At 44.7% G+C, this 21227-nt stretch carries 25 protein-coding genes, 1 other RNA gene and 1 pseudogene; 24 read left to right on the top strand and 3 right to left on the bottom strand.

Annotated elements, in window-relative coordinates:
• Window positions 1–72 precede the first annotated feature (72 nt).
• Together ACFOGI_RS12260 and ACFOGI_RS12255 are read left to right on the top strand one after the other, a co-directional pair.
• Window positions 73–510: an RrF2 family transcriptional regulator gene (locus tag ACFOGI_RS12260; RefSeq protein WP_390272916.1), complete on the top strand. Its 438-nt coding sequence runs from the start codon at window positions 73–75 to the stop codon at window positions 508–510.
• Between the two features lie 68 nt (window positions 511–578).
• Complete coding sequence (locus ACFOGI_RS12255) at window positions 579–1094, top strand: type 1 glutamine amidotransferase domain-containing protein (RefSeq protein WP_390272914.1); 516 nt, start codon at window positions 579–581, stop codon at window positions 1092–1094.
• Between the two features lie 59 nt (window positions 1095–1153).
• Here ACFOGI_RS12255 and ACFOGI_RS12250 read toward each other — a convergent pair whose 3' ends face one another.
• Entirely contained in the window at window positions 1154–2440 is a 1287-nt protein-coding gene (locus tag ACFOGI_RS12250) for a LysM peptidoglycan-binding domain-containing protein (RefSeq protein WP_390272911.1), read from the bottom strand.
• A gap of 54 nt (window positions 2441–2494) precedes the next feature.
• Window positions 2495–3037, bottom strand: a complete 543-nt coding sequence (locus tag ACFOGI_RS12245) for an isochorismatase family cysteine hydrolase (RefSeq protein ID WP_390272909.1) — start codon at window positions 3035–3037, stop codon at window positions 2495–2497.
• Between the two features lie 87 nt (window positions 3038–3124).
• Between ACFOGI_RS12245 and tadA the strand changes: the two genes are divergently transcribed.
• From tadA to rsmI, 17 genes and pseudogenes are all read left to right on the top strand, one after another.
• Window positions 3125–3589, top strand: a complete 465-nt coding sequence (gene tadA / locus ACFOGI_RS12240) for a tRNA adenosine(34) deaminase TadA (RefSeq protein ID WP_390272906.1) — start codon at window positions 3125–3127, stop codon at window positions 3587–3589.
• A 70-nt stretch (window positions 3590–3659) separates the two neighbouring features.
• Window positions 3660–3925, top strand: an RNA gene (gene ffs, locus ACFOGI_RS12235) — signal recognition particle sRNA large type.
• Between the two features lie 209 nt (window positions 3926–4134).
• Window positions 4135–5820, top strand: coding sequence for a DNA polymerase III subunit gamma/tau (dnaX, locus tag ACFOGI_RS12230; RefSeq protein ID WP_390272904.1), 1686 nt, complete (start codon window positions 4135–4137; stop codon window positions 5818–5820).
• A gap of 74 nt (window positions 5821–5894) precedes the next feature.
• Window positions 5895–6209 (top strand): YbaB/EbfC family nucleoid-associated protein, encoded by a 315-nt coding sequence (locus ACFOGI_RS12225; protein ID WP_390272901.1) that lies wholly within the window; start codon window positions 5895–5897, stop codon window positions 6207–6209.
• An 18-nt stretch (window positions 6210–6227) separates the two neighbouring features.
• Complete coding sequence (gene recR, locus ACFOGI_RS12220) at window positions 6228–6824, top strand: recombination mediator RecR (RefSeq protein ID WP_390272898.1); 597 nt, start codon at window positions 6228–6230, stop codon at window positions 6822–6824.
• Window positions 6825–6840: 16 nt separating this feature from the next.
• Window positions 6841–7053 (top strand): DUF2508 family protein, encoded by a 213-nt coding sequence (locus ACFOGI_RS12215; RefSeq protein WP_390272896.1) that lies wholly within the window; start codon window positions 6841–6843, stop codon window positions 7051–7053.
• 135 nt (window positions 7054–7188) lie between these two features.
• Complete coding sequence (locus ACFOGI_RS12210; RefSeq protein WP_390272894.1) at window positions 7189–7455, top strand: pro-sigmaK processing inhibitor BofA family protein; 267 nt, start codon at window positions 7189–7191, stop codon at window positions 7453–7455.
• A gap of 312 nt (window positions 7456–7767) precedes the next feature.
• Window positions 7768–7959 (top strand): sigma factor G inhibitor Gin, encoded by a 192-nt coding sequence (locus ACFOGI_RS12205; protein ID WP_390272891.1) that lies wholly within the window; start codon window positions 7768–7770, stop codon window positions 7957–7959.
• A gap of 73 nt (window positions 7960–8032) precedes the next feature.
• On the top strand, window positions 8033–9457 hold the full coding sequence (locus ACFOGI_RS12200; RefSeq protein ID WP_390272889.1) for an aminotransferase class I/II-fold pyridoxal phosphate-dependent enzyme: 1425 nt from the start codon (window positions 8033–8035) through the stop codon (window positions 9455–9457).
• Between the two features lie 14 nt (window positions 9458–9471).
• Window positions 9472–10150, top strand: a pseudogene (gene tmk, locus ACFOGI_RS12195) (dTMP kinase).
• The gene (locus tag ACFOGI_RS12190; RefSeq protein WP_390272886.1) at window positions 10119–10448 is read left to right on the top strand and encodes a cyclic-di-AMP receptor; all 330 of its coding nucleotides are present in this window, start codon (window positions 10119–10121) and stop codon (window positions 10446–10448) included. Before tmk ends, ACFOGI_RS12190 begins: the two are co-directional and overlap by 32 nt.
• A 74-nt stretch (window positions 10449–10522) precedes the next feature.
• Window positions 10523–11512, top strand: a complete 990-nt coding sequence (holB, locus tag ACFOGI_RS12185; protein WP_390272883.1) for a DNA polymerase III subunit delta' — start codon at window positions 10523–10525, stop codon at window positions 11510–11512.
• Between the two features lie 5 nt (window positions 11513–11517).
• The gene (locus ACFOGI_RS12180) at window positions 11518–12342 is read left to right on the top strand and encodes a PSP1 domain-containing protein (protein ID WP_390272882.1); all 825 of its coding nucleotides are present in this window, start codon (window positions 11518–11520) and stop codon (window positions 12340–12342) included.
• A 14-nt stretch (window positions 12343–12356) separates the two neighbouring features.
• Window positions 12357–12707, top strand: coding sequence for a DNA replication initiation control protein YabA (yabA, locus tag ACFOGI_RS12175; RefSeq protein WP_390272879.1), 351 nt, complete (start codon window positions 12357–12359; stop codon window positions 12705–12707).
• A 110-nt stretch (window positions 12708–12817) separates the two neighbouring features.
• The gene (locus tag ACFOGI_RS12170; RefSeq protein ID WP_390273483.1) at window positions 12818–13555 is read left to right on the top strand and encodes a tRNA1(Val) (adenine(37)-N6)-methyltransferase; all 738 of its coding nucleotides are present in this window, start codon (window positions 12818–12820) and stop codon (window positions 13553–13555) included.
• Entirely contained in the window at window positions 13548–13838 is a 291-nt protein-coding gene (locus ACFOGI_RS12165) for a GIY-YIG nuclease family protein (RefSeq protein ID WP_390272877.1), read from the top strand. The genes ACFOGI_RS12170 and ACFOGI_RS12165 overlap by 8 nt, the downstream gene beginning before the upstream one ends.
• Window positions 13813–14691, top strand: coding sequence for a 16S rRNA (cytidine(1402)-2'-O)-methyltransferase (gene rsmI / locus ACFOGI_RS12160; RefSeq protein ID WP_390272875.1), 879 nt, complete (start codon window positions 13813–13815; stop codon window positions 14689–14691). Before ACFOGI_RS12165 ends, rsmI begins: the two co-directional genes overlap by 26 nt.
• Window positions 14692–14763: 72 nt before the next feature.
• Here the strand turns inward: rsmI and ACFOGI_RS12155 are convergent, their stop codons facing one another.
• Window positions 14764–15045, bottom strand: coding sequence for an AbrB/MazE/SpoVT family DNA-binding domain-containing protein (locus ACFOGI_RS12155; protein WP_390273481.1), 282 nt, complete (start codon window positions 15043–15045; stop codon window positions 14764–14766).
• A 290-nt stretch (window positions 15046–15335) separates the two neighbouring features.
• Between ACFOGI_RS12155 and metG the strand changes: the two genes are divergently transcribed.
• From metG to rsmA, 5 genes are all read left to right on the top strand, one after another.
• Window positions 15336–17297, top strand: a complete 1962-nt coding sequence (gene metG / locus ACFOGI_RS12150; protein ID WP_390272874.1) for a methionine--tRNA ligase — start codon at window positions 15336–15338, stop codon at window positions 17295–17297.
• 56 nt (window positions 17298–17353) lie between these two features.
• Window positions 17354–18124: a TatD family hydrolase gene (locus ACFOGI_RS12145; protein ID WP_390272872.1), complete on the top strand. Its 771-nt coding sequence runs from the start codon at window positions 17354–17356 to the stop codon at window positions 18122–18124.
• A 248-nt stretch (window positions 18125–18372) separates the two neighbouring features.
• Window positions 18373–19662: a ubiquitin-like domain-containing protein gene (locus ACFOGI_RS12140; RefSeq protein ID WP_390272869.1), complete on the top strand. Its 1290-nt coding sequence runs from the start codon at window positions 18373–18375 to the stop codon at window positions 19660–19662.
• 84 nt (window positions 19663–19746) lie between these two features.
• A complete protein-coding gene (gene rnmV / locus ACFOGI_RS12135; RefSeq protein WP_390273478.1) occupies window positions 19747–20316 on the top strand; it encodes a ribonuclease M5 in 570 nt (189 codons plus the stop codon).
• Window positions 20303–21184, top strand: coding sequence for a 16S rRNA (adenine(1518)-N(6)/adenine(1519)-N(6))-dimethyltransferase RsmA (gene rsmA, locus ACFOGI_RS12130; RefSeq protein ID WP_390272866.1), 882 nt, complete (start codon window positions 20303–20305; stop codon window positions 21182–21184). The genes rnmV and rsmA overlap by 14 nt, the downstream gene beginning before the upstream one ends.
• The last annotated feature ends 43 nt before the right edge of the window (window positions 21185–21227 follow it).

Below are 21227 nucleotides of genomic sequence, written 5' to 3'. Positions count from 1 at the left end.
CACAGATCCCTTTCAAGGGGATTTAGGATAAGTATGTTACAATATTTTGAAGAAACCATGAGGAGAATTAGAATGCAATTAAAAAAGTACACAGATTATGCACTTCGTGTTCTGATTTTTACCGGCTTGAAATCAGAACACGAGCTTGCAAATATTAAGGAAATCGGGGCAGTATTTGATATTTCTCCGCATCATTTGGGGAAAGTTGTCCATGAGCTGACCAAGCTGGACTTGCTGGAGTCTGTTAGAGGAAGAAATGGCGGGATCCGCCTGGCTCATCCCCCCGAAGAGATCAATGTAGGGATGGTAGTCAGACAGATGGAGGGTGACTTCCACCTCCTCGAATGTTTTGAAAGTGGCACAGATCATTGCGTGATTTCCCCTGCCTGCACATTGAAATATACGGTGAACAAAGCACTGCATGCCTTTTTTAAAGTGTTGGAGCAGTACACGTTGAAGGATTTGATTGAGAATGAAGCGGAACTGCGCCAACTTATGGATAAAAAATAGCTATGTTTCGAACCTGTATTCTTTGGGAAAATATTTTACGTAACACTTTTGAAAGGAGCGGATGAAACATGGGTAAAAAGATAGCAACGGTAATTACGGATATGTTCGAAGACGTAGAATACACCGATCCGGCCAATGCATTCAAGGAAGCAGGCCATGAAGTGATCACCATTGAAAAGGAAAAAGGCAAGGAAGTTACCGGAAAAAATAAAGAAGAGACGTTAACCATTGATCAAGGAATCGATGACGTTGATCCTAGCGACTTTGACGCGTTATTCATCCCGGGAGGTTTCTCTCCGGATCAATTACGTGCAGATGGACGATTCGTCAAGTTTGCCAAGCACTTCATGGATGAAAAGAAACCGGTGTTGGCTATCTGCCATGGTCCACAGCTTCTCATCACTGCCAAGGCCTTGGAAGGGCGTAAGGCAACAGGATTTAAATCCATCCAGGTAGACATGGAATATGCAGGAGCCAATCTGGTCGATGAAGAGGTAGCCGTTTGTCAGAACCAGCTGGTTACCAGCCGTCAGCCGGATGACATTCCGGCATTCAATCGCGAATCATTGAATGTACTGAAGTAAATAGAAAAAAGTCTGCCACGTCCTATCGGTGGCAGACTTTTTATTTTAGACAGTTTTTATCATACTTTCGTGATGGTGAAGTTATCATCAAGAAGTGCCCAGTTCTGTGGAAAGGCCAATCCCAATTTCCAATAAGCAATTCCCAATAAATTCAACTCTTTAATCAAATCAAACTTAGCCTGGATGGACCTAGCATCTTCAAACCAGACCTCATGCCTGTTCCCTTCGTCATCTGTGTAGAAAAAGAAAGGGGCTTGCGCTGTTTGGTCATATTGTATAGCAACCTGCCTTTCTCTAGCCAAAGCAACTGCCTGCTGAGGGCTTAATGCCTCTGCTGCCTCTCCCCCCTCTACAAATGGAAGAGTCCAATCATAGCCGTACAAATTCTGGCCGAGCAGAATTTTTTCTGCAGGCATTTCTGTCAGAGCATATTCCACTACCCTCCGGACTTCATTGATTGGAGAGACCGCCATGGCCGGTCCGTAACTGTACCCCCATTCATACGTCATCAGTACGACAAAATCGGCGATTTCCCCATGAGCGGCATAATCATGTGCTTCATAGGGTGCCCCCTCTTGTTCGGCACTGATTTTCGGTGCAAGGGCTGTAGACATCAGGAGGCCTGCATCAGATAAGCGCTGTTTAGCATTCCGGAGAAAATTGTTGTATGCTTCCCTGTCCTCGGGAGGCAGGAATTCCAAATCGAAATGGACATCTGTATATCCGCCGGAGACTGCAGTATTGACGATCTCATCCAATAGAGTATTTTGAACAGCCTGGACCGTCACGATGATGTGGCCCAGTTCTGGACTGAAAGACCCTTCCTCCAAATTAGTGATGACCATTGTCAAGGCTGTGTCATTTTCCTCTGCTATTTGTGGGATATTACCTGCTGGAGGTGCGGAGAGTGTTCCATCCCTATTCACGTTAAAACTGAAATGAGCCAGGTACGTCAGATATGGAGAGTGTTTCCTTGCTGCGTTCTCCAGCGTTTGGGAGACCTCGTCCCCCATTGGTTCAATATAAGCTTTAGAGGTAACCTCTCTTTTCGGTTGGGATGGAATATACAAGCGAAGACCTACAGGAAGTACATTCTCGGGCTGGATATTATTATAGCGAGCTAATTCTTGATAGGAGATGCCAAATCGTTGGGAAATAGAATAAAGACTCTCTCCAGGCTGAACCGTATGAAAGCCGCCAATAATCGGAACGACGAGAGCCTGGCCGACGACCAGCTGGTCGGGTGCATCCAATTCATTGATATCAATGAGGTTTTGTGGGGCTGTGTTGTATGTATTGGCAATCTGAAAGACCGTATCCCCCGGCTGTACCACGTGGATCTGCATAGAATCTCCCTCCTTTACATGTACTATTTACACGTTATGAAGGGAGTCCATCTGTTATGCTTTCTTAAAGGGAGTAATATCCGTTTTCATAACCGTACGCATGAGGTAAAGCGCATAATCATTGCCTTCTTTTTTCTCTGAAGCCATACAATTCTCTGGAACGCGCATATCAAACCCGTACATATATGCATCTTTTGCCGTAAACAGAATACATATGTCCCCGGCTATACCCGAAACGATAAGCCGATTGCATTCCAACTCGCTCAACAATGATTGCAAAGGTGTCTGGAAAAAGGCGGAATGCTGGGGCTTGATCAGAAAATAGTCGTTATGGTCGGGTTTCATCGTGTCAATAATATGCTTATTCCCCTGGTGCTTGCAAAAATCAATGATTTTATTGAAATCAGCTTGCCACAAGCCATAATGGTCATTAACATAGATGGTAGGAAGTTTCTCTTTCTTAGCGAAATCCCGCAAATTTTTCATATGTGGCAGAATTTCATTGGTATGGGCTAACAAGTCTTCTCCCCCATCAAAGTCGAAATTGTTGATGACGTCCACAAATAAAACGGCAGTATTCGATAAGGATTGGTCCATCTTTTCGGCTCCTTTATAATAGTAGCTTATAAGTGAATTATATCCTGTTTAAGATATTTAAAACCTTTTAGAAATGTAGGGATTTGCATGTGTGATGAAAAATATATGAAACTTGCTCTCGCAGAAGCAGAGAAAGCCGGAGCAATTGAGGAAGTGCCTATCGGTGCAGTGGTGATTCACAAAGGTGAAGTGGTTGGCAGTGGCTACAATATCCGCGAAACATCCCAACAGACTTTGTCCCACGCTGAATTGATTGCTATCCAAGCGGCAAATGAGCGTTTGGGCAGCTGGAGACTGGAAGATTGCACGCTCTATGTGACGCTGGAACCCTGTCCTATGTGCGCGGGGGCCATTGTCCAATCAAGAATGAAGCGGGTAGTGTATGGAGCTCCTGATCCGAAAGCTGGATGTGGCGGGACTCTGATGGACCTGTTTCAGGAAGAGAGGTTCAATCACCAAGTGGAAGTGGTAAGCGGGATCATGGAGGAAACCTGCGGAGACCTGCTGCGCACCTTTTTTCGCAATTTAAGGAGGAGAAAGAAAGATTCTTAAGCATGGATTGCATAATTTACCAATTGGGAAGTGTTGCATTCAGGTACATAACTATGTATAATGAGTAATACCGTGCTAAGCGGGGAGGTAGCGGTGCCCTGTACTCGCAATCCGCTATAGCGAGGCCGAATTCCCATCCGAGGTGCGCCGGTTTTATGGCCTGCCTTAAGGGAGTGGTGTTGACGTTCAGGTCCTGCGCAATGGGAACCCATGAATCCTGTCAGGTCCGGAAGGAAGCAGCAGTAAGTGGTCATTCCCGTGTGCCGCGGGGAAGCCTGGGCTGAGCCATGAACTTAAGTAACGCATAGGGCCGGTGCATCAAAGATGGGTGCACGGTATACATATTAGGAACCCCCTGCCAAGTTAGTTGGCAGGGGGTTTTTGTGTAAAAGCGGGGGATGGTAGAGGTTCTATGACTCTTTTGTCTTGACGGTCAATCAGATTGCGCGTTAGAGAACTTTCCTCAATGTTTCACTCTCCAAGGTTCACACCGACCATGTAAATCGGGTATAATTAGAAGGAGATTATAGAGGGGATATTTGACTATGAGCTATCAGGCACTATACCGTGTATGGCGTCCCAGGAATTTCCAGGACGTTGTCGGCCAAACCCATATAACGCGAACGCTCCAGAATGCGATTGTGCAGGAGAAGTTTTCACATGCCTATCTGTTCTCCGGACCGAGAGGAACCGGGAAAACCAGTGCTGCGAAAATTTTTGCGAAAACCATCAACTGTCAGCAAGGACCTGTGAAGGAACCATGTAATGAATGTCCTGCCTGCCGTGGAATCCAGGATGGTTCAATATCTGATGTTATTGAAATCGACGCGGCTTCCAACACCAGTGTTGATGATATACGGGAAATTCGAGATAAAGTGAAGTATGCCTCCAGTTCTGTGCCTTACAAAGTCTATATCATTGATGAAGTGCACATGATCTCTGTGAATGCCTTCAATGCCCTACTCAAGACGTTGGAGGAACCACCTGCACATGTCGTGTTCATCTTGGCTACAACAGAGCCGCATAAAATACCGCTAACAATCCTTTCCAGATGCCAGCGCTTTGACTTCAAGCCGATTTCCAATCAGGCAATAGTGGAACGAATGAAAACCATTCTTGCCGCTGAAGATATCACTGTTTCCGATGAAGCTTTGGAGACTGTGGCATTAGCAGCAGAAGGCGGAATGCGGGATGCTTTGAGCATACTAGACCAGGCTATATCCTACAGTGAAGATACGGTCGGGTTGGAAGATGTTTTGGCAGTCACCGGGGGAGTATCCCAGGCAATCCTTACTGATATTGTACAGGCAATGCAGGGAAAGGATGTACAGAAGGCCCTTACACTGCTGGATGATTTGATTCAGCGAGGGAAGGATCCCGCCAGGTTTGTATATGATCTGATATATTTCATGAGGGATTTACTGCTATATAAAAGTGCCCCATCACTTGGAAGTCTGTTGGAAAGAGCCAGGGTCGATGAAAGTTTCCAATCCCTTTCCTCTGCAGTCACCGCCGAGTGGGTTCAGGAAGCAATCATGCAACTGAATCAATGCCAGCAGGAAATAAAGTGGACCAACAGCCCCAAAGTCTTCATTGAAATTGCAATCCTGACGATTACCAACCGCTATCAGAAAAGCCAAACCGATGGAGTGGAAGACGCAGAGGCTGTCAGCAGATTGACGAATAAGATGGCACAATTGGAAAAAGAATTAAATATGCTGAAAGAAAACCCAGTGGTCAGTACACAGCCAGCCCCCCAAAGAGAACAGCGCAGGCAACCTTCCAGGTCGATGAAGACCACCTATAAGATTCCATATGAAAGAATCAGGGATGTGTTGAAGGAAGCGCAGAAGCAAGAATTGAAGAACATACAAAGCCAGTGGGCGAATTTCCTGAATCGGTTGAAGACGACCAATGCTCCGGCACACGCAACCATACAGGACAGCAAACCTGCTGCCGCGTCTGAAAAAGCAGTCGTGGTGGCATTCAAATATGAGATTCACTGTTCCCTGTTCCTAGATAACAGGGAAACCATAGAGTCTGTGCTAGCTGCTGTCATGAGCAAGGAGATCACCATCATACCGATCCCGGAAAATGATTGGAAAGAGGTCCGCTCAGAATATATCAACAACCAGGAAAAAACAGAGCCTGACCAGGCAGATAAACCTGATCCTTTTGTGGAGGAAGCGAGGAAACTGGTCGGTGATGATTTGCTGGAGGTTCATGACTAAGAACAGTTCCCCGGTAGTAAATGCCGGAGGGGTTCATATACCATCAATACCATTATATCCAAGGAGGTATTTCCATGAAGGGAAATATGAATAACATGATGAAACAAATGCAGAAGATGCAGAAGAAAATGATGAAAGCGCAGGACGAGTTGCATGAAATGAGTTTTGAAGCAAGTGCTGGCGGTGGAATGGTTACCGTGACTGCCAATGGGAAAAAGGAAATAACAGATGTTCAAATCAAAGAGGAAGTTGTAGACCCGGATGATATTGATATGCTGCAAGATCTTATCCTTGCTGCAACCAATGATGTAATCAGCCAAATCGATGAGAAAACAAACGAAACAATGGGAGAATTCACCAAAGGGATGAACATGCCTGGAATGTTCTAATACCTGGGAGGCATGCATATGTATTATCCAGAACCGATATCTAAACTGATTGACAGTTTTACAAAATTGCCGGGGATAGGGCCGAAAACCGCGGTCCGTCTGGCTTTTTTTGTGTTGAATATGAAGGAAGATGAAGTGATGGACTTTGCAAATGCTTTGGTAAACGCCAAGCGTGAGCTGACACACTGTTCCATTTGCGGCCATATTACCGATCAGGACCCATGCTCTATCTGTTCTGATACTTCCAGGGATAGTTCCATCATCTGTGTGGTACAAGATCCCAAAGATGTCATCGCCATGGAAAAAATGAAGGAATATCATGGGAAATATCATGTCCTTCATGGTGCGATTTCACCGATGGATGGTATTGGGCCGGAGGACATCAATGTGCCTGACTTGATCCATCGCCTGAAGGAGGAAGAAGTAGAAGAAATCATTCTGGCTACTAATCCTAATATCGAAGGAGAGGCGACGGCCATGTATATTTCCCGGCTGGTGAAACCTTCTGGAATTAAGACCTCAAGAATTGCACATGGCCTGCCTGTAGGCGGAGACCTGGAGTATGCCGATGAAGTGACGCTGTCCAAAGCCTTGGAAGGCAGAAGAGATTTATAGAAACCGGGTGAAGCGTATGGGGAAGAAAGTAAAGAAAAAGGATGTGGACGGGCAGCTGCTTGATGCCATTTTTGCTGTGGAAAGGGAATGGAAAGAAATAGAGTCCATGGTAGAAAGAAGTATGGAATCTTCCTGCAACAGTCAGCAGCTGGCTGTTCTTGCACGGGCAAGATACATGTTCTTGCTTCGCGAGGCCAGGCACCGTAAGATGAGTGCGATGAAATTATGATAAGCTGAATGAGCAGGCATATGAAAGGCAAGGGAATCCTAAGGATCTCTTGTCTTTTTGACTTCATTCCGGTTCTTTTTCTTCCCAGCCGTTCATATGTAATATAAAGGGTGATGAAGGAAAGGACTGATCAGTATGAGTTCTACCATGGTAATTACGATAATGATTGGATTGATTGTTCTGCTTTTGGTAGTAGGAGCACCAGCAAAACCTATGCGTTTTATCGGACAAGCTACAGTGAAGCTTGGAATCGGCATCTTATTTCTTTTTTTCTTTAATGTGTTCGGAGGGGCTATCGGACTGCATATACCTATTAATGTCTTTACAGTAGCAGTTTCTGGGATTCTTGGAGTATTTGGCCTTGCCTCCCTTGCTGCCATGCAGATTTTTTTGATTCCATAGGAAGGACGCTTGATAGGGAATCCGTTCAATGGCCATGCGGGTTCCCTCAGATCAATCTATCGACTGTAGTCACCACAGGGCTCCCTATGAACACCGCTGGACCCACCTCCTATAGACAGTATCTGTATATTTTCCGGGAAATAAATGTGTATCCTTGTATATTCCTTTCTCCTCTTCCTGCGATTCTATATTTCCACACCAAACTTCAACTCTGGTAGTTTTGCTAAAACAGAGTACAGATATAAAGTTTCATAGTTTCCTTGTATAAGAATAAGGAAATTTGGAGAGGATATAGATAATGGAGGTGGGGAAATGGAACAATCTAAACAATACGAACGGTGTGGAATTTGTGAGGAAGAAAAGGAAATGGGCATTCACTTGTACACGATGTTCATCTGTAGGGAGTGCGAAAAGAACATTATACACACCGAGCCAAGAGAAGAAAAGTATAACTATTACTTACGGAAACTGAAAAATATCAGTAAACCCAAACTATATTCCTGAAAAGTCTTTGCTTGCAAAGGCTTTTTTTACTGATCTACGATAGTATTAATATTTATAGAATCGGAGAGTACGTATGTATATGGATCAGAAACTTACCCCTTTATTTGATAGATTGGTGGAATTTCAGCAAGAACAGCCTGTTTCCTTCCATGTTCCAGGCCATAAGAATGGCAGATTGCTATCTCCCTCCGCCATTCCCTATTATGATTCTATTCTTCGACTGGATCTGACGGAACTGCCTGGGCTTGACGATCTTCACGCGCCAGAAGGGGTGATCGCTGAGGCGGAGCGATTGGCTGCTGAATACTTTCAAGCGGATCATACCTATTTCTTGGTAGGTGGCAGTACTTCCGGCAACCTGGCGATGATCTTGGCTGCTTGTTCAGCCGGAGATGAAGTGCTAGTGCAGCGAAACAGTCACAAGTCGATTATGAATGGACTGGAATTGAGTGGAGCACAACCGGTATTTTTGTCCCCGGATTTCGATGAAGAGGTGGATCGGTATACGAGTCCTTCTCCTTCCACTCTTGTGGCAGCTTTAAAAGAACACCCGCAGGCAAAAGCTCTTGTACTGACATACCCTGATTACTTTGGCAGAACCTACAACATTAAAGAAATGATTGATTTGGCACACTCCTACCATATCCCGGTATTGGTGGATGAAGCACATGGGGTCCATTTCTCGAAAGGGCATCCTTTCCCTTGCTCATCCCTTCATTATGGAGCAGATGCAGTTGTACATTCTGCCCATAAGATGGCGCCTGCAATGACGATGGCTTCCTACCTTCACGTGCGATCCTCACGCTTGAGAAGGGATAGAGTTGAATATTATCTGCAAATGATCCAGTCAAGCAGTCCTTCCTACCCATTGATGGCTTCCCTTGATTTGGCCAGGGCATATTTAGCTTCTATAAAATTCCAGGATATACAGACTATTATGGAAAGCATAGGGAAAGTAAGAGGTCTTCTTGCATCTTCGGACGCTTGGGTCGTCCTTCCGGATACTGACTATGAAGACCCGTTAAAGATAACGTTACACGTGAAACATTCATCTACTACAAAGGAAATAATGGGCTTACTGGAGAAGGAAGGCATCTATCCAGAGATGGCCACCCATAATCAAATCTTGTTCATACATGGCTTGGCCCCATTCAGTAGATGGGATGAACTGGGAAAAGCAGTGAAAAGCGTCAACGAACGATTAAAAAATAAGTCAGGACATGCTACAATAGATACAGCAAAGTTTTTTTCTGAACCTATTCAGGAACTGGCTTTGTCCTATCAAGAAATGACACAATTGACCCATATAGATGTATCTTTGCGGGAAGCAGAAGGGAGAATAGCTGCTGAGGCAGTGATACCCTACCCTCCCGGTGTTCCACTTATCATGAAAGGGGAACGGATAACACCACGCCAAATGGATACGCTTGCTAGCCTGCTTGAAAAGGGAGTTAGGCTTCAACAGCGAAATACAGGCATAAGGGTATTCAGGGAATGAAGGAGCAGGTTGCAGTGAACGGTTATTTTATTACGTTTGAGGGCGGAGAGGGTGCTGGCAAGTCAACAATACTCCAAGCCGTGTCGAAAAAGCTTCAAGGAGAAGGATATGAAGTCTTAGCAACACGGGAACCAGGTGGTATCGATATTGCAGAACAGATCAGGAAGGTGATCCTTGATCCGACAAACAATCAAATGGAGAAAAGAACAGAAGCCTTGTTATATGCGGCAGCAAGGAGACAACATCTGGTAGAAAAGGTACTACCAGCACTTCAAGCCGGGAAAGTCGTGCTTTGCGACCGGTTTATAGACAGTAGTCTTGCCTATCAGGGCCATGCTCGCGGCCTTGGAATGGATGAGGTGCTTTCCATCAATCAATTTGCCATCGATGGATGTATGCCTGACTTGACTCTGTTCTTTGATATCGAACCCGCCAAAGGACTCGAACGAATAAGCGTAAATAAAAATAGAGAAAGAAATCGCCTGGATCTGGAGGAAGTACAGTTCCATGAACGAGTATATGAAGCCTATCATATACTGTTGAAGAGATTTCCGGAACGAATGCGGGCGGTGAATGCCGAAAAATCACTGGAAGCGGTGGAGGAACAGGCCGTCGCCCATATTGTTTCCTATCTTAACGAATAAGGGAGGTACAGGATTGAATGAAGCTGATTATTGCGGTAGTCCAAGATAAGGATACCAACCGACTAATGGACGCCCTTGGTGAGGAGAACTTTAAAATAACCAAACTTGCCACGACTGGGGGGTTTCTAAAAGAGGGAAATACGACACTCATGATCGGCTGTGAGGACCAGTATGTGGATGAAGCCTTGGAAATCATCAAGAAGAACTGTTCCCATCGTGAACAAATGGTTGCTCCTATTTCCCCGATGGGCGGTAATGCCGATTCCTATATTCCGAAACCTGTTAAGGTAGAGGTAGGCGGGGCAACGGTATTTATCTTGCCGATTGAATCGTTTTATCAATTCTAAAAGATGGCATAGACAATAGCCTCAGCTGCAAGGGGCAACTATTGAACATATATGTATAGAAAGTTGGAGGCCGGATGAAAACGTGGTCGGAAGTCGCGGAAATCCAACCGCTGGCAGGGAAAATCATCACAAACAGCATACAAAAAGGCCGTGTATCCCATGCATATCTCCTGCAAGGGGCGCGTGGCACGGGGAAAGAAGACATAGCCCTGCTTATAGCAAAGGTATTGTTCTGCGAGCAGCGCAGCGGTGTAGATCCCTGCCTTCAATGCAATGCATGCCGAAGAATAGCTTCCGGAAATCATCCGGATGTCCATTGGATAGAGCCGGAAGGGCAATCCATAAAAATAGAGCAGATAAGGAATCTGCAGAAGGAATTCAATTATTCAGGGTTGGAATCCAATCAGAAAGTATACATCATTAAAGGTGCCGATACATTAACACCGAACGCAGCCAATCGTATTTTAAAGTTCTTGGAGGAGCCAAGCAGGCAGACGACAGCTATCATGATGACGGAAAATAGCCAATCGATCATTGCGACAATCCGGTCGCGCTGTCAGATTATCGATTTGCAGCCTCTGAATCCAGCTCATTTCCAGCGCCATTTAATGGACGAAGGAATGGGAAGAGATAGTGCCGTATTAATGAGTGCTTTGACGAATAATGTTGAAGAAGCCCTTGCATTGAATGATGATGAGTGGTTTGCAGATGCAAGAAAACTAGTGGTACAATTGACTGAAATGTTCGTGTCGCAGCCGGATGATGTATATCTTTTTATTCATAACCATTGGGTACAGCATTTTAAAGAGAGAAGCGGGCAAGAACAGGGATTGGATCTGCTGCTTCTTGCTTTTAAAGATATACTTTATTATCATATTGGCAATGAAAAAGCATTGGTTTTTTTCACCCAGCATGATGCATTGCTTGAAAAAGCGGCAATGGCATTCAGCCAAGAACAACTAATCAACGTGTTAAACGCTGTTTTGCAGGCAAAGAGAAAATTGAAGCAAAATATTCATCCCACATTGGTGATGGAGCAATTGACACTTCAAATACAGGGGTGAGAAGAGTGATCGAAGTTATTGGTGTCCGCTTTAAAAAAGCGGGTAAAATATATTATTTCGATCCGGCCGATTATGTCATTTCCGTAGGTGATTATGTCATCGTGGAAACTGTACGGGGGATCGAATTCGGTAAAGTGGTAATCACGGAGAAAAAAGTAGATGAGGAGGATGTCGTACTTCCTCTGAAAAAAGTAATCCGTGTTGCTGATGAGAAGGACAAGCTTACAGTAGTTGAAAATCAGGAACATGCAGAGAAGGCATTCCAGGTATGTACAGAGAAAATCAAGAAACATAAACTGGATATGAATCTCGTGGATGTTGAATATACATTCGACCGAAACAAAATTATTTTTTATTTTACGGCAGACGGACGAGTTGATTTCCGGAATTTGGTGAAGGATTTGGCATCCCAGTTTCGAACCCGGATAGAGCTTCGGCAAATCGGGGTGCGCGATGAGGCAAAAATGCTAGGCGGGATAGGGCCATGCGGGAGAATGCTTTGCTGTTCCACTTTTTTGGGGGATTTCGAACCAGTCTCCATCAAGATGGCCAAAGATCAAAACCTCTCGCTTAATCCTGCGAAGATCTCTGGATTGTGCGGGCGTCTGATGTGCTGCTTGAAATATGAGAATGATGACTATGAGACAGCCAAGCGGGAACTCCCGGATATCGGGCAATCCATAAAGACTCCTTACGGTAAAGGGAAAGTTGTAGGGTTGAATATTCTTGAGCGGTTGGTTCAAGTAGAATTGCCGGAAAACGGGAGAATTATCGAGTATACACTGGATGAGTTAATTGATGAAGGAATATTAGCGCAAGCCACAGAATGATGAGGTGAGTGGGCGTGAAAAACAGGGAAATTTTTGACCAGGTTTCTGATATGGAACAGCGAATCGGGGAATTATATGAACAGCTTGGTGATTTGAAAAACCAGTTGAGCCAGGTATTGGAGGAAAACCATCGGCTTGCAATGGAAAATCATAACCTGCGAAAGCACCTGGATACTAATAAAGAGAAAGAAGAAGGAGCCAGGGAGACGCCCGCTTCCAAACGAGTGAGCTTTCCCGGAGAAGGGTATGACAACCTTGCAAGGCTATACGAGGAAGGCTTCCATATCTGTAACCTGGAGTTCGGCAGTCCCAGGCAAAATGAAGACTGTATCTTCTGCTTGGACTTCTTGAATAAAACTAAATGAACAACCAATCAGCTGCCTCAATATGGGGGCAGCTTTTATTTAGAATGAAAGAGACTTACCGTTTTGAAGAGCTGATGGAAGATAATAGTAGTGGGAAGGATTCAGACATAATGAAACTGCATGATGATGAACGACTCGATTATTTACTGGCAGATGAAAGCATGAAAATCATCCAAAGCACGACAGCATTTTCCTTTTCACTGGATGCTGTATTGCTGGCTCATTTTGCTTATGTCCCGATAAAACGGGGAAATATTTTGGACTTATGTACGGGGAATGGAGTAATTCCGCTGCTTTTGTCCAGGCGTACCAGAGCTACAATAACCGGGGTGGAAATCCAGGATCGTATTTTTGGAATGGCCAAAAGAAGCGTGGAAATGAACCACTTGGACGAGCAGATTTCCATCATCCATGGAGACTTGAAAGAAATGCAGCCAATCCTCGGCCAGAGCAGTTTTGATGTGGTGACATGTAATCCGCCATATTTCCCGACACCCTCAAAAAGTGAACATAATCACAATGAATATTTAACGATTGCCAGGCATGAAGTTTGTTGCACCCTAGAGGATGTGGTGAAAGCTTGCAAATTGCATGTAAGGCCTGGTGGAAAGGTATCCATGGTTCATCGGCCGGGAAGGCTGGCTGATATTATTTCCTTGTTCCGGAAGTACAAACTGGAACCGAAACGCCTGCAATTTGTCTACCCAAAGAAGGGAAGAGAAGCAAACATGCTGCTTATAGAGGGTACAAGAGACGGAAAGGCTGACATGAAAATCCTGCCTCCTCTCTATATCTACGAAGAGGACGGCACCTACACGGAAGAAGCAGAGGAAATCATTTATGGCTGAACACACGGTTTACATGCTTAAGTGTGGAGATGGTTCGTTATACACCGGATATACCAATCAGTTGAAAAACCGGTTAAAGATGCATCAGGAAGGAAAGGGTGCTAAATATACAAGGGGACGCGGCCCCTTTCAGGTGGTATACACAGATACCTTTCCCTCGAAACAGGATGCACTTCGCGAAGAATATCGGATCAAGCAGCTATCCCGACAAGAGAAACTCAAAATGATCCGGAATAGCAGCAAAGGAGGGATGCAATATGAAGATACAGAAGAGCTTTCATGATGAAACGGTAGGAGCTGTCTATGTGGTCCCTACACCGATAGGAAACCTGGAAGATATTACGTTTCGGGCATTGAAGGTATTGGAAACTGCTTCACTGATCGCTGCCGAGGATACCAGAAATACGAGGAAACTGCTGAATCACTTTGAACTGGGGACTCCGATGATCAGTTACCATGAACATAATAAGCTGGACAGAGAAGACCAATTGCTGCAGCGGGTGGAACGCGGAGAGACGATCGCTATCGTCAGTGACGCAGGAATGCCGGCAATTTCCGATCCGGGAATGGAATTGGTCGTAGCTGCAATTGAGAAGGACCTGCCTGTTGTTGTACTGCCCGGTGCCAATGCAGCTCTATGTGCATTGGTCGGTTCGGGCCTCCCATCAGACGAATTTCATTTCTATGGATTTCTTCCCCGCAAAAAGAAAGAAAAAGCATCCGAACTGGAGCGTCTGAAAAATATCCAAGCAACCATTTTGCTATATGAATCACCCTATCGGCTGAAGGATACACTGAAGGCGCTACAGGAGTTTCTGGGCAACCGCAGGATCACGGTGGCTCGTGAACTGACCAAACGGTTTGAAGAATATGTCCGTGGTTCGATGGAAGAAATCCTTTCCTGGGCAGAGGATCATCCACCTAAAGGAGAATTCTGTCTAGTGGTGGAAGGGGCAGATGAAGCGGTGGAGCAGGATGATAACTTATGGTGGAGCCACCTATCCATCCCTGCTCATGTGAATTACTATATCGAAGAAAAAAGCATGACCAATAAAGAGGCAGTGAAGCTCGCTGCAAAGGATCGGGCCATGCCGAAGAGGGAAGTATACCAGGCTTATCATATTGATGATGTCTGAACAGGCCTGCATAAAAAAGCTGACGTGCATTTCTGCATCGGTCAGCTTTTTTGCGAATAGCCGTTTTTCTAACTATTTTACAGACAAATATGATTGGATTTCTTCCAACAACTGCTGTGCCCCAGCTTTACTGAGCACCACTTTACCGTCCGCCAAGGACAAATTCTCCTCGGAGGTCTCCCCTGTCAGGAAGCAAGTCAAACTAGGCTGGTATTTCTTTAAAACTATCCGATTATCTTCTACAAAGATTTCCATGTAGTCCTTTTCATGAATATCCAAGTTTCGCCGCAACTCACTTGGAATGACTACCCGTCCCAATTCATCAACTTTCCGTATAATGCCAGTAGACTTCATCATTTCCTCCCCTTTTGACATGGAAATTGCAGGACCTGGCTTCTGCCAGCTGATTCCTGGTTTCATTCTAAAAAACCCCGTCACACTTCGACAAATACCTATCCATAGGTTACCATAAACCCTAACCCTGGCAAAGTTATTTTTTAAAAAGTTAGAAAATTAGTTTTGCCAAACAGAAATTGGCAATAATAGTGCTATCGTGTTCGGGCATTTGGCAATTTGCCTGAACTTCCGATACAATAGGACTATCTTTTAAAATTGAGTCAGTGGGCACTAGGAGGTAAAAAGAGATGCCAACCAATGATCAGACATTTTATATAACAACACCTATTTATTACCCTAGCGGGAACTTGCATATCGGCCACGCGTATTCCACGGTTGCCGGAGATGCGGTTGCAAGGTATAAGCGTATGCGCGGATATGATGTCATGTACCTGACAGGTACGGACGAACACGGCCAAAAAATTCAAAAGAAAGCGGAAGAAAATGGGGTATCCCCACAGGAGTACGTGGATGAAATTGTCGGAGGTATTCAGGAACTGTGGAAAAAGCTGAAAATCTCAAATGATGATTTTATCCGTACAACACAGGAACGCCATAAGAAAGTGGCTGCACAGATATTCGACCGTCTGGTAAAACAGGGAGATATCTACCTGGACCAATATGAAGGATGGTATTGTACTTCCTGTGAGTCTTTCTTCACGGAAAGGCAGCTCGAAGATGGGCACTGCCCGGATTGCGGGGGCCCTGTTGATAAAGTGAAGGAAGAGTCCTACTTCTTTAAAATGAGCAAGTATGTGGATCGTCTTGTCCAGTATTATGAAGAGAATCCGGAGTTCATTCAGCCGGAAAGCCGCAAAAATGAGATGTTGAATAACTTCATTAAACCCGGTCTTGAGGATTTGGCCGTTTCCCGGACAACCTTTGACTGGGGAATTAGAGTTCCTGGAGATCCAAAGCATGTAATTTATGTTTGGGTGGATGCGCTGACCAACTATATTACTGCCTTAGGATACGGCACAGATAATGAGGAAAAGTTCCATAAGTACTGGCCTGCCGATGTTCACTTAATGAGTAAGGAAATTGTCAGGTTCCATACGATCTACTGGCCGATCATCCTGATGGCTCTGGATCTCCCGCTGCCGAAAAAGGTATTCGCCCATGGGTGGATATTGATGAAAGATGGCAAAATGTCCAAGTCCAAAGGGAATGTAGTCGATCCTATAAGCCTTACAGACCGTTATGGCTTGGATGCATTGCGTTACTACCTGTTGCGAGAAGTACCCTTCGGTTCAGATGGTGTCTTTACACCAGAAGGGTTTGTCGAACGTACGAACTATGACCTGGCTAATGATTTGGGGAACTTATTGAACCGGACAGTCGCTATGATTCAGAAGTACTTCAATGGGGAGATGCCTGCTTACCGAGCTTCTGAGACAGAAGTTGAAGAGTCACTGGAGAAGTTCGCAGAAGAAACGGTCAATAAAGTAGAAGAGGCAATGGAAAACATGCAGTTTTCTGTGGCACTTTCCTCCTTATGGCAGTATATCAGCCGTACCAATAAATACATTGATGAAACAACGCCATGGGTATTGGCGAAAGATGAGGCCAAACGTGAAAGGCTTGGAAATGTAATGGCTCATTTGGCTGAGTCATTACGGAAAACTGCGGTCATGCTGCAACCTTTCCTTACCGAGGCACCAACAGAAATATTCCGTCAGTTGAACGTGACGGATGAGTTCCATAAACAATGGGATAGTGTCTATGAGGATGGATTGATTAAAGAAGGCACTCTGGTACAAAAAGGGGAGCCGATCTTCCCGCGTTTGGATGTCGATCAGGAAGTAGCAGCCATTAAGGATATGATGCAAAAGCCGGTGCAAACAGAAAAGGAACCAACCGCTGAAAAGGAAACAGAGCAAAAAGAACCAATTGCTTTTGATGATTTTATGAAAATTGATATGCGGGTGGCTGAAGTAATCAAGGCAGATAAAGTGAAGAAGGCCGATAAACTATTGAAGTTGCAACTGGACCTTGGAACAGAAAAGCGGCAGGTGATCTCCGGTATTGCCAAGTATTATGAACCGGAAGAAATGGTTGGCAAAAAGGTGATTTGTGTGACCAACCTGAAACCAGTCAAATTGCGCGGCGAAATGTCAGAGGGCATGATCCTATGCGGGGAAGACGAGGATGGCAAGCTGGTACTTGCCTCTGTGGAGCAATCCCTGCCAAACGGTTCGGTAGTAAAATAAAAGGAGGAAGGCCAGCATAATCTGCTGGTCTTTTCCTATCAAAGGAGGTAACCATAATGCTATTCGACACACATGTTCATTTAAATGCGAGGCAGTTTTTCGAAGACAGGGAAGAGACCATTCAACGGGCGAAGGAGGCTGGGGTGGAATACATGACCGTGGTTGGCTTTGACCATGAAACGATCCCATTGGCCATTGAGATTGCAGAGCAGAATGATACTATTTATGCAGCAGTGGGCTGGCACCCGGTAGATGCCATTGATATGAAAGAAGAGGATCTTGCTTGGATAGAAGAGCTTTCCTCCCATCCTAAAGTTGTCGCCATTGGAGAAATGGGGTTGGATTATCATTGGGATAAATCACCCAAGGACGTGCAGAAGGAGGCCTTTCGCCAGCAGATCCGCCTAGCGAAAAAGGTGGAGATGCCTATCATTATCCATAATCGAGAGGCAACAGAAGATATCATTGACATACTAAAAGAAGAAGATGCGCGGCAAGTGGGCGGTATTATGCACTGCTATAATGACTCCGCTGACTATGTACAGGACTGCCTGGATATGAATTTCTATATTTCCCTCGGTGGGCCAGTTACATTCAAGAACGCCCACTTGCCAAAAGAAGTTGCCAAACAGGTGCCGCTTGACCGCTTACTGATAGAGACAGATGCTCCATTTCTTGCCCCCCACCCAAACAGGGGGAAGAGGAATGAACCAGCCTATGTAAAACTGGTGGCAGAGAAAATTGCAGAACTTAGAGAAATGCCTTTTGAGGATATCAGCCGTATTACGACAGAAAATGCATGCACATTTTTTGGAATAAAACCATAATGTTTGTCAACCACCCTCATAGTTTTGTAATGAAAATGGAAAACCGTGTCGACTGGCTGTAAAAAGCCAGTCTTTTTTTTGTCGCTTTCCATTTTTGTCCCTTCCTGATTTGAGTGCATTTGAAGAGCGTCCAAAAAATGGGTAGGTATTGACTGTAATGTGACTGTAATAGAAACGTAATGGAAATATCCTTGTCTCTCCGTGCAACCCTTCTATATAATCGGGTACATTAAGAGGGAGGCAGAAGCATGAGACTAGTTCAAAAGCTAATGCCGGCATCTAAATGGAAGCTGGTGATCTCGAGTATTGGTGTCATAGCACTGATGGTATTTGCAGGAATGGTCCTCTATGAAGCGACGAAGGCAGAGGTGACCATCACAGATAACGGCAGACAGCAGACAGTGAGTACACATCAAGATACTGTGGAAGAACTTCTAAAAGAAGTTGGAATTGAAGTGGGAGAATATGATGAGGTATCCCACCAATTAGAGGCTTCCATCGAAAACGGAATGAAAATCAGCTACATAACAGCAAAGAATATAACGGTTACGATTGATGGCAATAAAGAGCAATTTTATACAACAGCGAGTACAGTAGAGAAATTTTTTGCAGATAACGGATTGGAATTCGGAAAATGGGATGAAGTATCCCACAATGGCCAGGATCTGACGGAAGATGGCTTGAATATAGAAGTGACGCAGGCCTATCCAGTCACCTTGGAGGATGGAGGAAAAGAAACGGAGATCTGGACAACGGGCGGATCTGTAAAAGATTTTCTGAATGAGCATCAGGTAAAAATCAATAAGCATGATAGGGTGACACCTTCCACCGACGAGAGAGTCACTAAAGGAACTACCGTGTCGATCGTTCGGGTCAAGAAGGAGACTACTGAGATAAATGAGCCTATCTCCTTTGAGACGGAAACAAAATATGATGACTCGTTGGCAAAAGGCAAGGAAAAAGTCCTTACCGAGGGAAGAAAAGGGGAAATCCTCAAAAAATTCGAAGTTACGTATGAGAATGGAGAAGAAGTTAGTCGGGAACTGATTGACAAAGAAGTGATAGATGAGAGTGTCGATCGTCTAGTGGCGGTCGGAACAAAAGAGCCTCAGACGGAGACAGGGGGAGGCCTTGTTACATTAGCAGATGAAAAAAGCAATACAACGGCGAATCGGTCTTCTTCCAATGCAGGAGCCGATAAGCAGAATAAAGAATCAAGCCCTGCCACGTCAAAAAATCAGACATCGGGTAAAACATATACGATGACGGCCAGTGCCTATACAGCAGCTTGTGATGGCTGTTCGGGATATACGGCTACAGGAATCGATTTGAAATCGAATCCTAATAAGAAGGTGGTGGCTGTCGATCCAAGTGTCATACCTCTGGGAACAAAAGTCTGGGTGGAAGGATATGGAGAAGCCATAGCCAGCGATACAGGTGGTCATATTGTTGGAAATCGTATTGACATTCATATGTCGGACAAGTCTAAAGCTTACGGTTGGGGAAAACGGACCGTCCAAGTTAAAGTGTTGAATTAGTTTTCCGTTATGGAATAATAGGATTCATGCTCCTGCCATGGTATTATGGTAGGAGCATTATTTATAATGGAAAGAGGAAATACATTGAAAATAAAAGAAGTCATTGTCGTTGAAGGCCGGGACGACACAGCAAAAATAAACCAGGCCGTAGATGCGGATACCATTGAAACGAATGGGTCTGCAATAAATGAGGATATTTTGGTGCAAATTAAACATGCAAAAGAAAAACGCGGGGTTATCATATTTACTGATCCGGATTATCCAGGAGAGCGGATTCGCCATATCATTGATCAGGCAATACCGGGATGCAAGCATGCCTTTCTTACAAAAGAGAAGGCAAGGGCAAAACACCCAGATAATAGAAGCTTGGGGATTGAACATGCATCCAGGGAATCAATCCGCCAAGCGTTGAGAGATGTCTACGAGTTGACGGATATAGCAGAAAGCGATATTAGAAAAGAGGATCTTCTGAAGCATGGGCTTCTGGGCGGCAGGAGAGCAGCTTCCCGCCGGGAACGGCTTGGTGAATTGTTGCAGATAGGTCATACAAATGGTAAGCAGTTATTGAAACGGTTGACTGTTTTTCAGATAAGCAAGTCACAATTTGAACAGGCGGTCAGACAGTTGGACCAGGAGGAAAATGATCATGCCTAAATATATAGCTACACCAACCAGGACAAAGGAAATACTGGCAAAGTACAATTTTGCCTTTAAAAAAAGCCTCGGGCAGAACTTTTTGGTGGATGTCAATGTTTTGGAGAATATCATTGGCCATGCTGGAATTCATAAACAATCAGGCACCATTGAAATAGGGCCTGGGATCGGTGCGTTGACGGAACAATTAGCCATACATTCTGACAAGGTTGTCGCTTTTGAGATTGACCAGCGACTTCTGCCGATCTTGGAAGATACTTTACAGGACTATTCCAATATTACCATTGCACATCAAGATATCTTGCAGGCGGACGTTCATACAGTGATCACTCAGAACTTTGCACCCGATCAGCCAATACACATTGTGGCAAACCTCCCATATTATATAACTACACCTATTCTGATGAAACTCCTACGGGAAAATCTGCCGGTAGACAGTTTGACCGTCATGATTCAAAAGGAAGTGGCAGAACGGATGGCAGCTTCTCCGAATAGTAAAAGCTATGGCTCATTGACCATTGCTGTCCAATACTATACCCATGCTGAAATTGTAATGAATGTACCGAAAAGTGTATTCATGCCTCAGCCGAATGTCGACTCGAGTATCTTGAAGCTGGTGAGAAGGGAAAGCCCTCCAGTACATGTAAATGATGAAGATTACTTTTTCCGCATGGTACAGGCCTCTTTTGCGCAACGGAGAAAAACATTGAAGAACAACCTGACAAGTCACTTCAAAGAAACGTATGGCAAGGAAACCATTGGTCAAATTCTTGAGGAGACAGGAATAGACGGGTCCAGACGAGGGGAGTCGTTAAGCATGGAGGAATTCGCCCTCATAGCCAATACTTTTTATAAAAAAGAAAGTTAAAGGAAGAGCTGTTGCAAAAAAGCAATGGCTCTTTTTTTCTGAG

The organism is Virgibacillus xinjiangensis (assembly GCF_042643145.1).
GTDB classification, from domain to species: domain Bacteria; phylum Bacillota; class Bacilli; order Bacillales; family Amphibacillaceae; genus Virgibacillus_O; species Virgibacillus_O xinjiangensis.
Note: the sequence above shows the minus strand (reverse complement) of the source record. Positions and strands in the feature narration are given on the sequence as shown.